The organism is Gordonia sp. 852002-51296_SCH5728562-b, assembly GCF_001665475.1.
In the GTDB taxonomy this organism is placed as follows: Bacteria; Actinomycetota; Actinomycetes; order Mycobacteriales; family Mycobacteriaceae; genus Gordonia; species Gordonia sputi.
The window spans coordinates 1-13,239 of the sequence record NZ_LZMI01000084.1 but is presented as its reverse complement, the minus strand read 5'-3'; the positions used below and the strand labels follow the sequence as shown (position 1 = coordinate 13,239).

The window sequence follows — 13,239 nt, the reverse complement described above, 5'->3', positions numbered from 1 at the left end:
TCTTTCAGGTCGGGGGGTTCGTGCGAGTGGGTGTCGTGTTAGGGGCTGTCGGAACCACATACTCGGCCGCGGCGTCGACGAGCCAGTCAGCGAGGTAGTCGGCGAACGACGAACGCACGAAGACCGTGTACGTGTCGTCATATTCGTCACGGTGGATCACGACGCCCGTCTGGGCCAGCAGCGTCGACACCGCACGCGAGGTCGGAAATGCGCTGTTGGACAGATCAATCGCGCAACCGTGAGCGAGGATGGTGCGGGCGTGGGGGCCGCCGAGGGTGAGCCGGGTGCGCTGCGCCGTCGCATCCATGACGTAGGTGTTCTCGCCTCCACGGGACACGACGTCGTCGAAGAAGGCGTGGCCTGTCACGCCCTCGCGATAGAGCAGCCACTCGGTGGGGCCGAGCCAGACCGCGACCTCACCGTCGTGGCGTCGTAGTTCGCAGACGCCCGGCAGGTCGAGTCGTGCGATGGCATCGGCGTCGGAGGTGCGGACGATCGACTGCGCCACAGGGGTTTCAGCCAGCTGCACCGCGGGGGCGAGCGCGTCGAATACCTCCTTCCAGCCGCTAAGCGGCGAGCGCGGTGTGAGCGAGATGTCAGCCATCACGACGTGTTCCTTCCTGGTCGACGAAGACCGGTGAGGTGACCTCGACCTCGACGAGGCGGTCACCGACGGGCACCGACAGTCGTGAACCGACCAGATCCCGGCCCCCCTTCACGAGCGCCAGCGCGAACGGCCGCCCGAGCTCGGCGCTGAGGTAGCTGGAGGTGACGTGCCCGAGCATCGAAACGGGTGGAGGTGGCAGCGTGCCGTCCGGACTGTGAGCGACGATCTGCGATCCCTCCGGCAACACCGTTGACGCATCGGTCGGCAGCAGCCCGATGAAGTGCTTGCGCAACGGATTACGGTCGGAGGCACGGGAGAACGAGCGCTTTCCGATGAAGTCGGACTTCTTCTTCGACACCACCCATCTCATGCCGAGGTCGTGTGGCGTGACAGTCCCGTCGGTGTCCTGGCCGATGATGGGGTACCCCTTCTCGGCGCGCAGCACGTGCATGGTCTCGGTTCCGTACGGCGTGATCTCGTATCGTTCACCGGCGTCGAGGAGTGCACACCACACGTCGAGTGCGTATCCCGCGGCGACGTTGACCTCGTAGGCGAGCTCGCCGGAGAAGCTGACGCGCCCGATACGGATCGGAACGCCGTCGAGAGTCGTATCGCGCCAGTCCATGAAGCCGAACGCGTCGTTGTCCACGTCGAGGTCGTCGAACACGGCACCCACGACGTCGCGAGACCGCGGACCCGCGACGGGGAACGTCGCTACGTGATCGGTCAGCGAGGTGGTGAACACCTGCAGCTCCGGCCATTCGGTCTGGTGCCACTCCTCCATCCAGTCGAGGATGGTCGCCGCGTTTCCGGTGGTGGTGTAGACGGTGTAGCGGTCGTCCGCGATGCGCATGACGGTGCCGTCGTCCTTGACCATGCCGTCGGGTCCACACATCACGCCGTAGCGGATCTTGCCGACCCGCAGCGTGCTCATCATGTTGGTGTAGAGCATGTCGAGGAAGGCGGGGGCGTCTCGCCCCGCGACGTCGATGACGCCGAGCGTCGAACCGTCGAGGATGCCGACCCCCGCACGGACAGCGGCACATTCACGAAGTACGGCCGACGCCATGTCCTCGCCGCCGCGCGGATAGAAGCGCGGACGCTTCCACTGGCCGACATCCTCGAACACCGCGCCGCGCTCACTGTGCCAGTGGTGCAACGCAGTTCGTCGAACCGGGTCGTAGCGATCGCCTCGGTCGCGACCTGCTAACGCTGCGAATGACACCGGGGTGTAGGGCGGACGGAATGTCGTCGTACCGGTAGCGGTGACATCGACGCCGAGCAACTCAGCGACGATGCCCGAGGCGACGATGCCCGACGTCTTACCCTGATCGTGTGCCGTGCCGATCGTGGTGTAGCGCTTGACATGCTCCACAGACGTCATCCCGGCGCCGACGGCACGCTCGACGTCGGTGACCGTGGCATCGCGCTGGAGATCGACAAACGATGTAGCGGCGTCGGATTCGGCTACCCGCCAACACACTTCCGTCGCGGCCGGTGTGCGCTCACCGACGTGCGGGATCGCTCGGAACTCGGGTGCGACGACGCCGAGCGCGCGGACGGCGGAGAGTCCTGCTCGACGCCCATCCGCCAGACATGATGGCGTGGTGAGCATTCCGGCTGCCGCTCCCGCGATCTCGGTGGTAGGAAGCATTCCCGTGGGCAGAAAGGCTGCGGCTGAGGCGTCGAAGGTCAGCGCACCGCGCAGCTGACTCCACAGGTGCGCAGCGGGATTCCAGCCTCCGGAGACCAGTACCGTGTCGCAGTCGAGTGACGTGTCATCTCGCAGGCGCACACCCTCTACCGAATCGGTGCCGAGAGCCTCGACCACGGCGTCGTTGGCACGCAGTGAGATGCCAAGGGCGGCAGCATATTCGGCCAGATCGGTCGACACGGTTGCCCGTACGTCGACGATCGCACGGACGTCGACTCCTTCCTGCGCCAACGCGAAAGCGGCGTCGTACGCGGCGTCGCAGGCGGTGAAGAGGACGGCGCTCGTGCCAACGAGAACGCCGTACCGGCGGAGGTAATCGGCGGCGGCACCGGCAAGCATGACGCCGGGTAGGTCGTTGTTGCCGAAGATGATCGGACGTTCGTGCGCGCCTGCGGCGACGACGGTGTGCCGCGCGCGGATGCGATGAATGCGCTGTCGTGAGATGTGCTGTGGTGCTTCCGTTCCCAGATGGTCGGTGCGTCGCTCGACAGCGAGGACGAACCCGTCGTCGTATGCACCGAATGCGGTGGTGCGGATCAGTCGGGTGGTGGTGGGCAGTGAGTCGAACTCGGCGACGGCCTCGGCTACCCAGGGTGCCCACGGTGTTGCGCCTCCGGGCTCGGCGCGCTCGTCGAGGAGCATGACCTGCAGACCTGCGCGGCCGGCGATCAGCGCCGCCATGAGGCCTGCGGGTCCGGCGCCGACGACGAGCAGGTCGGGATGGTGGTGCAGCGAGTCGTAGCGGGCGGTGTCGACGTCGAACGACAAGCGCCCCAGTCCCGGGACACCGTGCGCGACGAGTCCGGGGCTCAACTCGACTGTGGTCGCGGGGACCATCGGTTCGCTGTACGGAGCGTCGACGCCGATCTGCGCGGTGGCATCTTCGGCCCACGAACCCGTGACGCCGCGGGAGCGGTGGAGTATCACGCTGCTGGTGATCGAGCGAACTCCGTTTGCCAACAATGCCGATGCCAGTGAGTCGCCGGCGTAACCGGTGTAGGTGGCACCGTCGAAGACGAAGTCGATGGGTGAATTGCGATCGACTCGTCCGCCGGACGGAGTGCGGAAGGTCTGCGTCATCGGGCGGTCTCCTCGGACGGCGTCGGCACGATCGCGTAGGTGACGGTGTCGCGCTGGACGGTGAACCACTGCCGACAACCTGCGCTGTGGCACCAGCGTTCTGTCAGTGCGCCTTTCGGGTTGGGGCGGGAGAACAGATAGCGCGCCCACGCGGCGTCGTCGAGGTCGGCCGGCTGGCCGGGGTAGGCGACGCCCGCCGCGGCACCGTAGTGGAACTCGACTTCTTCGCGTGGCCCGCAGTGCGGGCAGGTGATGAGTTGCAACGGATCTCCTGGTACTCAGTGGCTGCGTTTTCAGTAACGGGGTTTCAGTGCGCTACCGCTGCGGCGCCGTGTTCGTCGATGAGCTCTCCGGTGGTGAAGCGCTCGATGGTGAACGGCGCGTTGATCGGATGTGGTGCACCGGTCGCGACGGTATGCGCGAGGCACCAGCCGACGGCCGGTGTTGCCTTGAAACCACCTGTGCCCCAGCCACAGTTGAGGAAGAGATTGTCGTACGGTGTGGCGCCGAGGATCGGTGAGGCGTCGGGGGTGACGTCGACGATGCCCGCCCATGTCCGGAGCAGCCTGGCTCGACCGAATATCGGGAACAGTTCGACGGCCGCCGCCATCTGGCGTTCGATGATGTGGAAGGCGCCGCGCTGGCCGTATCCGTTGTATGAGTCGACGCCCGCTCCCATCACAAGCTCACCCTTGTGTGCCTGCGAGACGTACACGTGTACCGCATTGGACATCACGACGGTGGGGTGGACGGGTTCGAGGAGTTCGGAAACGAGTGCCTGCAACGGATGGCTCTGCAGGGGAAGGTCGATGCCGAGTGGGTCGGCGAGCGTCGACGTGTGGCCCGCGGCGCACAGTGCCACGGTGCCTGCCCCGATACGCCCGCGGCTGGTGTTGACCGCGGTGACCTTGCCCCCGTCGGTCTCGAACCCGAGGACCTCGCAGTTCTGGATGATGTCAACCCCGGCGTCGCTTGCGCTGCGCGCGAATCCCCATGCGACCCAGTCGTGCTTCGCGATCCCGCCGCGCGGCTGAAATGTGGCACCCAGAACGGGATAGCGGATATCGGCGGAGGTGTTGACGATCGGGCAGACCTCGGCGACCTGTTTGGGATCGAGCCATTCGGCGTCGATTCCGTTGAGCCGGTTGGCTTCTACTCGGCGAACCGAGTCACGGACATCCTGCTCGGTGTGCGCGAGGTTGAGCACACCGCGTTGGCTGAATAGGATCGGATAACCGAGCTCGTCTTCGAGTCCCTCCCAGAGCTTGAGGGAATGCTCGTAGATCGCGGCGCTCTCGTCCCACAGGTAGTTGGAGCGAATCAGCGTCGTGTTGCGTGCCATGTTGCCGCCCGCGAGCCAACCACGCTCCAGCACAGCGACATTGGTGATCCCATGATTGCGTGCCAGATAGTGGGCGGTGGCGAGGCCGTGGCCGCCGCCGCCGACGATCACCACGTCGTAGTGGGGCGCGGGATCGGGGTTGCGCCAGAGGAAGTCTGGATGGGGGCTGGTCATGGGGTCCTCACAGATCGATCACGACGGGCGAGAGTGGTTCGGAGCAGCAGAGCAGGATCTTGCCCTGCTCGATTTCGCGGCGGTGGATTCCGCCCTGATGGTTCATCACGACGTCGCCCGAGGTCTTGGTCACCTTGCACGAGCCACACAGGCCGACACCGCAGGACGACGGGAGCGTGACTCCCGCAGCCGCCGCGGCGGCGAGGATCGTCGTACCTGCGCCGACGTGGATGCGGCGTGCGCGGCGGGTGAAGTCGACGCTGACGCCGTCGGAGGGAGCGCCGTCGTCGCTGGTTGGCAGCCGAAAGCCGAAGCTCTCCTCGTGTATTCGCGTCAGCGAACCTCCGGAGGCGACAAGAGCCGAACGGACACCCGCACGGAACTGGCCTGGGCCACAGAGGAAGACCTCCCTCTCGGCGAGATCGGGGCAGATGCGGGCGAGGGCAGCGGCGTCGATCCGGCCACGATGACCCGACCACGCGGCGCCCGAATCGTCGTCGGTGAGGCGCGTACAGGCAAAGGCGACAGCGACTTTGGGGTGAGTGACGGCGAGGTCGTCGAGCTCGGTGCGGAACGGGATGTCGTCGAGCGTGCGGGCGCTGTGGATGAAGACGATGTCGGGGGTTGTGCTGCTGTCGGAATCGGTGGCGGCCCGCAGCATCGACATCACCGGGGTGATGCCGCTCCCGGCGGAGATCAACAGGAGCTTGGTTGCGGCTGTGTCGATGTAGCTGAACCGGCCGAGCGGTCCGGACGCGGTGATGGTCCGACCTTCAGACATGTTGTCGTGCAACCAGTTCGACACGTGCCCACCGACTTTGCGTTTTACCGAGATCGATAGCGTGTCCGGGCGGGTGGGCGACGACGAAATCGAGTAACACCGTTCGACGACGCGCCCATCGATCTCGATTCCAACTGACAGGAACTGCCCTGGGTTGAACACGAACGTGTACGGCTCGACTGCGCGAAAGGTGAACGTCGCCATGTCGCGGGTGAGTTCGCTGCGGTCGACGCACACGAGGAGGTGGTCGGTGCTCATCACGCGCTCTCGGCAATCTGATCGGGTGTGGCGTCGGCGTCGAGTCCGAGGTTGACGCGCAGCCGTGTGATGTACCAGTTGATGAACGCCTCGACCTGGAACTCCGACGGTCCGTACGGACCGGGAACGTAGGCGGGATCGGCGATGCCCCGGTGCGCGAGCCGGACCAGGTCGGCGTCCTGCTGGTTGGTGATCTCCCAGACCCCGGTGAGCCGATCGAGGTCGTAGTCGGCGCCCTCGACTGCCGCGGCGTTGACCAGCCAGGTGGTGCGCACGAGCGTCTCGTCGGGCCGAATCGGTATGACGGAGAACAACACTGCGTGATCGCTGGTCACGTGCAACCACATGTTCGGTTGCAGGTGCATCGAGAGGCGGCCGAGTCGGCGGTCGGGTAGGTCGTCGGAGAGCGGGCGTGTGCACGCGGTGGTTCCGTCGAGTGTGAACGACTCGCCCGCGAGATCCATTGCTTCCCGCTCGATGTGGAAACCCGTTGGACGGGAGTCGAGTTGGGCGATGCGCCGATAGGGGAGGCCGAAGCGGGTCCACGTGTCGGTGAGTTCCGCGGTGACGCGTCGATAACGTTCCACGACAGCGGTGAGTCGGTCTGGGATGGCGTCGGAGTCGCTGTAGCCCCAGGTCGGGAAGAAGACGTTCAGGAGTTCCGGATGGCCGCCGCAGTGGTAGCACTCGCGGTTGTTCTCCATTGCGAGCTTCCAGTTTCCGTTCTCGATGAGATCGGTCTGCTTGGCGACCTTGGCCTCCGCGAGTCGGTGAGGCGCGAGGTACGGTTCGACGATGCGCGCGACGTCGTCGATGTCGGTGGGCGGGTCGTCGGCGAGGCAGATGAAGACGAGGCCGGCGATGGTGCGGACTGCGACGGAGCGGAGCGAGAAGCAGCGCTTGTCGAAGTCGGGTGCCTGGGCCTCGGCGTACATGAGGCGACCGTCGGTGCCGTAGGTCCACGAGTGGTACGAGCAGACAATGGTGCCGGTCGAGCCGTTTGCCTGCGTGATCAGGCGCGCCCCGCGGTGGCGACAGACGTTGTGATGGGCGCGGACGTTGCCGAGGTTGTCACGCGTGACGATGACCGATCGCGTTCCTAATTCGACGGTGACGTAGTCGCCGGGCTCCGCGATCTCGGCTTCGGCGGCGACGAAGAGCCACTGCTTGGCGAAGATCTCGTCGAGATCGACGTCGAACCACTTCTGGTCGACGTAGCACTGGCCCGGGAGACTCTGGCCGACGACGCGTGTGCCGATGACAGTGCACATGGCCGGGTCGGCTCGGTGTGCGGTCGACCGCGCATTCTGCTGGGGCGGGTCAGTGTGCATCGGCCATCGAAGTCTCTCTTGGCGGTGTGGGGGATCGCGGTGGCAGGCGTGGCGGGGGTCGGCGGCGACCCTTGCATTGACGGTTGCGTATAACGCAACGAGTAGCAACTGATGCAACAAGTGTGAATGCTCTGGTCCTGTCTGTCAATCGGGCGCAAGTAGTGATTTGGCGACGATTAAGGGCGATGCGCAATCCGTGTCGGGTTGGCCCGAATTGACCGGTGTGAGCCATTGACCTGCGGATATGCCATACCCGCAAGTGAGTAGGTGATGTTAGCCTTCCCTAAGTCTCGATCGGTTGGCCGTCGAATTCGACGCCCGGAAACTCGAAGGAATTGCCGTGAAGGTGTGTGTGGTGGGTGCGGGCCCGTGTGGTCTGACGACGATCAAGCAATTGCGCGACGAGGGGCACGACGTCGTCTGCTTCGACAAGAACACCGACCTCGGTGGCCTGTGGCTGCGCTACGAGGGCGACGACGAGCAGATGAAGGCCTACGACAACCTCATGCTCACGGTCTCGATGAAACTCATGGCCTACTCGGATCACCCGTTTGCCGACGGCCGCGTGTTCTACACGCGCGCGCAGTATCTGGAGTATCTGCGCGAGTACGCGGCCCGATTCGACCTCGCCGAGAGCATCACGTTCGGTTCAGAGGTCACCGATATCCGGCGTGACGAACAGGGCTGGACGGTGACTGTCTCACGCGAGGGTGCGACGTGGTCGGAGAGCTTCGACGCGGTCGCCGTCTGCTCTGGACCGTTCAAGACGCCCAACCGCGCGATCGCGGGGCTCGAGGGTTTCACCGGGGAGATCGTGCACTCGTCGGAGTACCGCAACAGCGACCGGTTCGCGGGAAAGCGGGTTCTGATTGTCGGCATGGCCGAATCCGGTGCAGACCTCGTGCGCGAAATCGGTGACGTGGCAACGGAATGCACTCTTGCGATCCGCTCCTACACCTACCTGTTGCCGCGTGTCTTCAACCGTACGAGGACGACCGACAACGGAACCGTGCGTGCGCACGCCCACGAGATGTGCCGGAGGTCGGCGGAGTATCCGTTAGTGCTCGACACCGCATGGGGCCGCAACTCGGTGATCAAGGCGCTGTTCCTGGCGATGTCGGTGGTGCTGGGTGTGTTCATCACTGCGGCAGGTGTGGTGCGCGCGTACGCGGGTAGGGCGCCGGGAGGTCGGCGCACCGTCGAGGCCGACGTCAATCCTCTCGGACAGCCGATGGAACCGGCGAAGATCGACGTGGACACGCTCGACAACGCGGCCAACTGGGACATGATTCGCACCTGGAATCGACGGTCGCATCCCGACGGCAGCTGGGCGCAGCGGGCCATCTTCTGCAAGAACGTCAGCTTCATCCCGAGTCTCGTCGACGGCCGAGTGACGTTGAACGACAGCGGAATCGCGGGTTCCGACGGTTCGACGGTGCGATTCCGCGACGAGAGATCGGCGGAGTTCGACGCGATCGTGCTGTGCACCGGCTTCACCACCGAGAAGTTGTCGATCGGCGATCTGCAGGTGAAGGACGGCAACGTGCGTAACCTCTACAAGCACTTCCTGCACCCCGAACACGACGGCACTGCGGCGTTCATCGGATTCGTCCGGCCGTTCTCGGGTGGCATCCCGATCTGTGCGGAGATGCAGGCGCGGTACTTCGCACGGTTGTGCAGCGGAAAGCTCGCCCCGCCGTCGAACATCGATGAACGCATCGGTCGCGAGAAGGAGTGGGAAGAGCACTGGACTGCGCTTAGTCCCGGCCACACGGAGGCAATCCCGTCGCAGGTGCTGTACCTGGATGCGCTCGCCAGCGAGATCGGTTGCCTGGTGCCGGCGTGGCGAATGATGGTGAACCCCAAGCTGTTCGTCCAGTTGTGGTTCGGCAGTTTCAACCAGTCGTGCTATCGCATCGTCGGGCCGCACAAGCTCGGGAAGGCTGCGATCGACGACCTGTACTCCGAGGCCGTCGAAAATCGTTGGCAGATGGCCGGTCAGTTGGCGTTACTGCAGTTGATGCCCACGCAACTGCGGCGCGGAACCTAGCTCAGTGGAAGTTCGGCGACAAAGCTGCTGGTCGGAGTCGTCGAACCACCGGGCGGCTCGACGGTGAACGCCAGCGCCTTCGCGTTTCCGATGTGCGGGATCACCGCGGTGGTCGACGGTGCTACGTCCTTGTCGGTCATGGTGCCCGCCGACGTTGCGCCCTCGGGCCCGACCAGCCACATCTGGTAGACCGTCCCGGACTTGGGTGGTGGCACGTCGTTCATGACCAGCACGCCCGCGTCTGCGCTCTCGGAGTATGCGACGGTCGCGCGGCCGGTGGCGACCGAACCCGACGAGGTGCGGATGTCCTTGGCGTCGAACACCTGCTGCGCGGTGGTCTGCTGAGGCTTGTTGTCGGACGAGAGATTGGCGCCGACGACCCAGCCGACGGCTCCGATCGCGACAGCCACGATGGCCGCAGCGGCGAGGTAGAGGAAGCGACGGTTGCGTTGGGTGGTCTCGACTCGGTCCTCCGCTGGCGCTCCGGACCGGCTCGACCAGCGGGAGGGGTCCGCTGGCGCTCCGGACCGGCTCGACCAGCGAGAAAGGTCCGCCGGCGCGTCGGGCCGGCGGGAGGCGTCCACGGCCGTCAGGCCCGCTGGGCGGGGCGCGGGGGCGTCGTCCTGGGGCTCGGTGCGGATGAGCTGTAGCAGGCGGTCGCGTAGTTCGGGTGGCGGCGCCGCGGATGTGGTGGAACTGACCGAGGCCATTGCCTCGCGGGTGAGTCGGACGTCGCGGTCGAAGGCGGCGCGGTCGGTGTCCGATGCCTTCGCGCGGCGTCGGGCGACCGAGTCGCGCTCGGCCGCACCGAGTGCGTCGAGACCGAGCATCGGGGCGAGGCTGACGAGGTTATCGTCGGAAGATGCTGGGGTGGTTGGCTTTTCGTCAGACATCACGATCTCCGAGGCATGAGCGGAGGCGAGCCATTCCGTCGCGGATGCGGCTCTTGATGGTGGGGAGCGCCACCGACAGTCGCTCGGCGACCTCGCGATAGGTGAGCCCCTCGTAGTAGGCGAGGCCGATCGATTCGCGCTGCACGTCGGTCAGCGTTTCGAGGCAGCCGCGGACCTGCGAGCTGGTCTCCCGTTTGTCGACGGCCTCGCTGACCTCGTCGAACGTCGAGGTGTAGTCCTGCGCTCCGTAGTTCTCCTCGCGGCGGCTGCTCGCGGTCTCCGATCGCACGCGGTCGACGGCGCGACGGTGCGCCAGGGTGATGAGCCAGCTCAGCGCCGAGCCGAGGTCGGCGCGGAACGTCGACGCTGACCGCCAGACCTGCAGGTAGACCTCCTGCGTGGTCTCCTCGCTGTAGCCGGGATCGCGCAGAACGCGCAGCACCATGCCGTACACGCGATGGCTGGTGAGGTCGTAGAACTCGGCGAATGCGAGCTCGTCTCCCGAAGCGATCTTCTCCAGAAGTGCGGGCAGCCGGTCGCCGGCATCGTGGTCAGCGGTCACCGACAGGCCTCTGCGTTCATCGCAGTTCACCCTAATTGGCGACGTGCCGACCCTCAACCACGCCAGACTCTTCAGTCCCGCCGGACTCGACGACGAGGTTGAACTCGACCAGGTCAAGCGGGTCGGAGGTGCGGGGGCTACGAGCGGGACGGTCATGGCGCATGACCCTGACTGCCCGCCCCCTCACGCGTCTTCGGCGGCAGGGGGAAGAAGTACGACGTGCGCTGCTGGTACTCGGGGTAGCCGTCTCGTTTGCTCATCGACTCTTCGAGCAGACGCGCGCCGGTTGCGTACACCAGGAAGTAGGTCATCACGACGGGTGAGAGCACGGTCAGAACTCCGGGCCACGCCGACGCGGCGATGAGCCACATGCCCCACCAGACGGCGGAGTCGCCGAAGTAGTTGGGGTGCCGCGTCCAGGCCCACAGTCCGCGGTCCATGATCTTGCCCTTGTTGGACGGATCGGATTTGAACGACGTCATCTGGGCGTCGCCGATCGCCTCGAACGAGATACCGATGGCCCAGACCACGATTCCCGCGATCAACACGATCCACCAGATTCCGTGCGTTGCGTGCGTGACCGCGGAAACTTGTAGCGGCAGCGACACGAACCACTGTGCGGCGCCCTGGGTGCCGAAGATCTTGCGGATCACGCGCCCGGCCGACGGGTTCTCGCCGAGAACCTTCGCGTAGCGCGGGTCTTCACCCTTGCCGCTAACCTTGCCGAGCATGTGCCATGTCAGTCGCAGACCCCACACCGTGACGGCGAGCGCCAGAATCCACCGTCGGGTGATGTCGCCGCCGCCGAGAATCAGTGCGATCCAGCCGATCCCGACGAATCCGAATCCCCAGATGACGTCGACCACGTTGTAGTGCCCCAAACGACGCCCCACCGCAAACGTGATCGCTTGCAGGACAACGATGAACAGCAACGACGCTCCGGTCACCACGCCGAAGCCCGCCCACCCCGTCAGTCCTGTCATGAGTCGGTGCTCGCGGCTGAGTCGTCATCACGGGTGAAGACGAGTTGATGCACGTCGAGGTAGCCCGCGCGAAATCCCGCCTCGGAGTAGGCGAGATAGAACTGCCACATGCGCATGAACGTCGAATCGAAACCGAGGGATTCGACGTCGGCGCGGCGAGCGGTGAAGCGTTCGCGCCACAGTCGCAGTGTCTCGGCGTAGTGATGGCCCATGGACAGGTTGTCGCGCAGGCGAAGTCGGGTGTGCTCTGCGGTGACGTCGCGCAGTGCGGGCAGTGAGGTGAGCTGCCCGCCGGGGAAGATGTACTTGTGCACCCAGGTATAGGTGTTCCGCGAGGCGCGCATCCTGTCGTGGGGCATGGTGATGGCCTGGATGGCGACGCGCCCGCCTGGCGCTAGTACGCGGTCGATCGTCGAAAAGTAGATGGGCCAATACTTTTCACCGACGGCTTCGATCATCTCGACCGAGATCACGGCGTCGTAGGTGCCTGTGACGCTGCGGTAGTCGAGCAGGTCTATCTGCACACGGTCGGCGAAGCCTGCCTCGTCGACGCGCTGCATCGCGAGCGCGCGCTGCTCGCTCGACAGTGTCACCGATCGCACGGTGGCCCCGCGTGCTGCCGCGCGCAGGCACAGCTCGCCCCAGCCCGTTCCGATCTCGAGGACGCGCGAGCCCGGGCCGACACCCGCGGCGTCGAGTAGGCGATCGACCTTGCGGCGCTGAGCATCTGCGAGGTCGTCGAATCCGACCTGGGAGGTCGGTTTGGGAGTCTGCGCGGCGTCTGCGTCGAGGGCCGGGTCGTCGAACAGGGCGCTCGAGTAGGTCATCGTCTCGTCGAGGAAGGTCGCGAAGAGGTCGTTGGAGAGGTCGTAGTGTCGCGCGATGTTGCTGCGCGTGTTGGCGGCGGTGTTCTCCTCGTCGGCGGGATGTCGAGGTAGGACCAGTGCGCGCAGGGTTTGCAGGGGCTTCGGGACGAGTCGGGCGACTCGTTCGGCGAATGGGGTGAGGACGCCGACGAGGTCGTCGGTGGTCCAGTCGCCCGCCATGAAGGACTCGCCGAACCCGATCAGACCGCCCGAGCCGACGCGGCGCGAGAACGCGACCGGGCGTCGAACGATCATGCGCGGCAACACGGTCTCGGTCTTGCTTCCGCGACGTGAGCCGTCGGGGAACTCGATGCGGACTCCGATTCCGGTGGTCGCGTGGCGGAAGAGCCACGCCGCGGCGCGTCCACGGACCCGCGCGGTCGCGCCGGTGGGTACGGCCGCGACGTCGGGCCAGCGCCGGGCGTCGGCCGCGGTGAGGTCGGTGTCGAGCGCGGGCGGCGGGGTGTCATGCGAGTCGGAGTCGGTGGCGGGACTACTCATCGGTGACCTTTCGGGTGGGGGTGGTCTCGACAAGCTCGACCAGCGGGTTGGGTCGACCAGCGGTGGTCAGCTCGACCAGCGAGGGTCAGCTCGACCA

At 65.8% G+C, this 13,239-nt stretch carries 11 protein-coding genes; 1 reads left to right on the top strand and 10 read right to left on the bottom strand.

Annotated features, from left to right (window positions below; all coding sequences use genetic code 11):
- Positions 1-4 precede the first annotated feature (4 nt).
- The 6 genes from A5766_RS15530 to A5766_RS15505 are packed head-to-tail and all read right to left on the bottom strand — an operon-like array spanning position 5 to position 7,227.
- Positions 5-604 carry a sarcosine oxidase subunit gamma gene (locus A5766_RS15530; RefSeq protein ID WP_064861280.1) on the bottom strand — a complete coding sequence of 200 codons (600 nt, stop codon included), beginning with the start codon at positions 602-604 and terminating at the stop codon, positions 5-7.
- Entirely contained in the window at positions 597-3,401 is a 2,805-nt protein-coding gene (locus tag A5766_RS15525) for a 2Fe-2S iron-sulfur cluster-binding protein (RefSeq protein ID WP_064905275.1), read from the bottom strand. The genes A5766_RS15530 and A5766_RS15525 overlap by 8 nt, the downstream gene beginning before the upstream one ends.
- Positions 3,398-3,664 carry a sarcosine oxidase subunit delta gene (locus A5766_RS15520; RefSeq protein WP_005207632.1) on the bottom strand — a complete coding sequence of 89 codons (267 nt, stop codon included), beginning with the start codon at positions 3,662-3,664 and terminating at the stop codon, positions 3,398-3,400. Before A5766_RS15520 ends, A5766_RS15525 begins: the two co-directional genes overlap by 4 nt.
- Positions 3,665-3,708: 44 nt before the next feature.
- On the bottom strand, positions 3,709-4,917 hold the full coding sequence (locus tag A5766_RS15515; protein WP_064905273.1) for a sarcosine oxidase subunit beta family protein: 1,209 nt from the start codon (positions 4,915-4,917) through the stop codon (positions 3,709-3,711).
- A 7-nt stretch (positions 4,918-4,924) separates the two neighbouring features.
- Positions 4,925-5,956, bottom strand: a complete 1,032-nt coding sequence (locus A5766_RS15510; protein WP_064905271.1) for a hybrid-cluster NAD(P)-dependent oxidoreductase — start codon at positions 5,954-5,956, stop codon at positions 4,925-4,927.
- Positions 5,956-7,227, bottom strand: coding sequence for an aromatic ring-hydroxylating oxygenase subunit alpha (locus A5766_RS15505; protein ID WP_197501479.1), 1,272 nt, complete (start codon positions 7,225-7,227; stop codon positions 5,956-5,958). The genes A5766_RS15510 and A5766_RS15505 overlap by 1 nt, the downstream gene beginning before the upstream one ends.
- Before the next feature lie 400 nt (positions 7,228-7,627).
- Here A5766_RS15505 and A5766_RS15500 point away from each other — a divergent pair, with 400 nt between their 5' ends.
- Positions 7,628-9,337 carry a flavin-containing monooxygenase gene (locus tag A5766_RS15500; protein WP_064905341.1) on the top strand — a complete coding sequence of 570 codons (1,710 nt, stop codon included), beginning with the start codon at positions 7,628-7,630 and terminating at the stop codon, positions 9,335-9,337.
- Here A5766_RS15500 and A5766_RS15495 read toward each other — a convergent pair.
- The 4 genes from A5766_RS15495 to A5766_RS15480 form a co-directional block, all read right to left on the bottom strand.
- On the bottom strand, positions 9,334-10,230 hold the full coding sequence (locus A5766_RS15495) for an anti-sigma factor (RefSeq protein ID WP_064905267.1): 897 nt from the start codon (positions 10,228-10,230) through the stop codon (positions 9,334-9,336). The genes A5766_RS15500 and A5766_RS15495 overlap by 4 nt on opposite strands.
- The gene (gene sigK, locus A5766_RS15490) at positions 10,223-10,792 is read right to left on the bottom strand and encodes an ECF RNA polymerase sigma factor SigK (RefSeq protein WP_005207638.1); all 570 of its coding nucleotides are present in this window, start codon (positions 10,790-10,792) and stop codon (positions 10,223-10,225) included. The genes A5766_RS15495 and sigK overlap by 8 nt, the downstream gene beginning before the upstream one ends.
- A gap of 152 nt (positions 10,793-10,944) precedes the next feature.
- Positions 10,945-11,775, bottom strand: coding sequence for a DUF1295 domain-containing protein (locus A5766_RS15485; RefSeq protein WP_005207639.1), 831 nt, complete (start codon positions 11,773-11,775; stop codon positions 10,945-10,947).
- Positions 11,772-13,142, bottom strand: coding sequence for an SAM-dependent methyltransferase (locus A5766_RS15480; RefSeq protein WP_064905265.1), 1,371 nt, complete (start codon positions 13,140-13,142; stop codon positions 11,772-11,774). Before A5766_RS15480 ends, A5766_RS15485 begins: the two co-directional genes overlap by 4 nt.
- Positions 13,143-13,239: the final 97 nt, after the last annotated feature.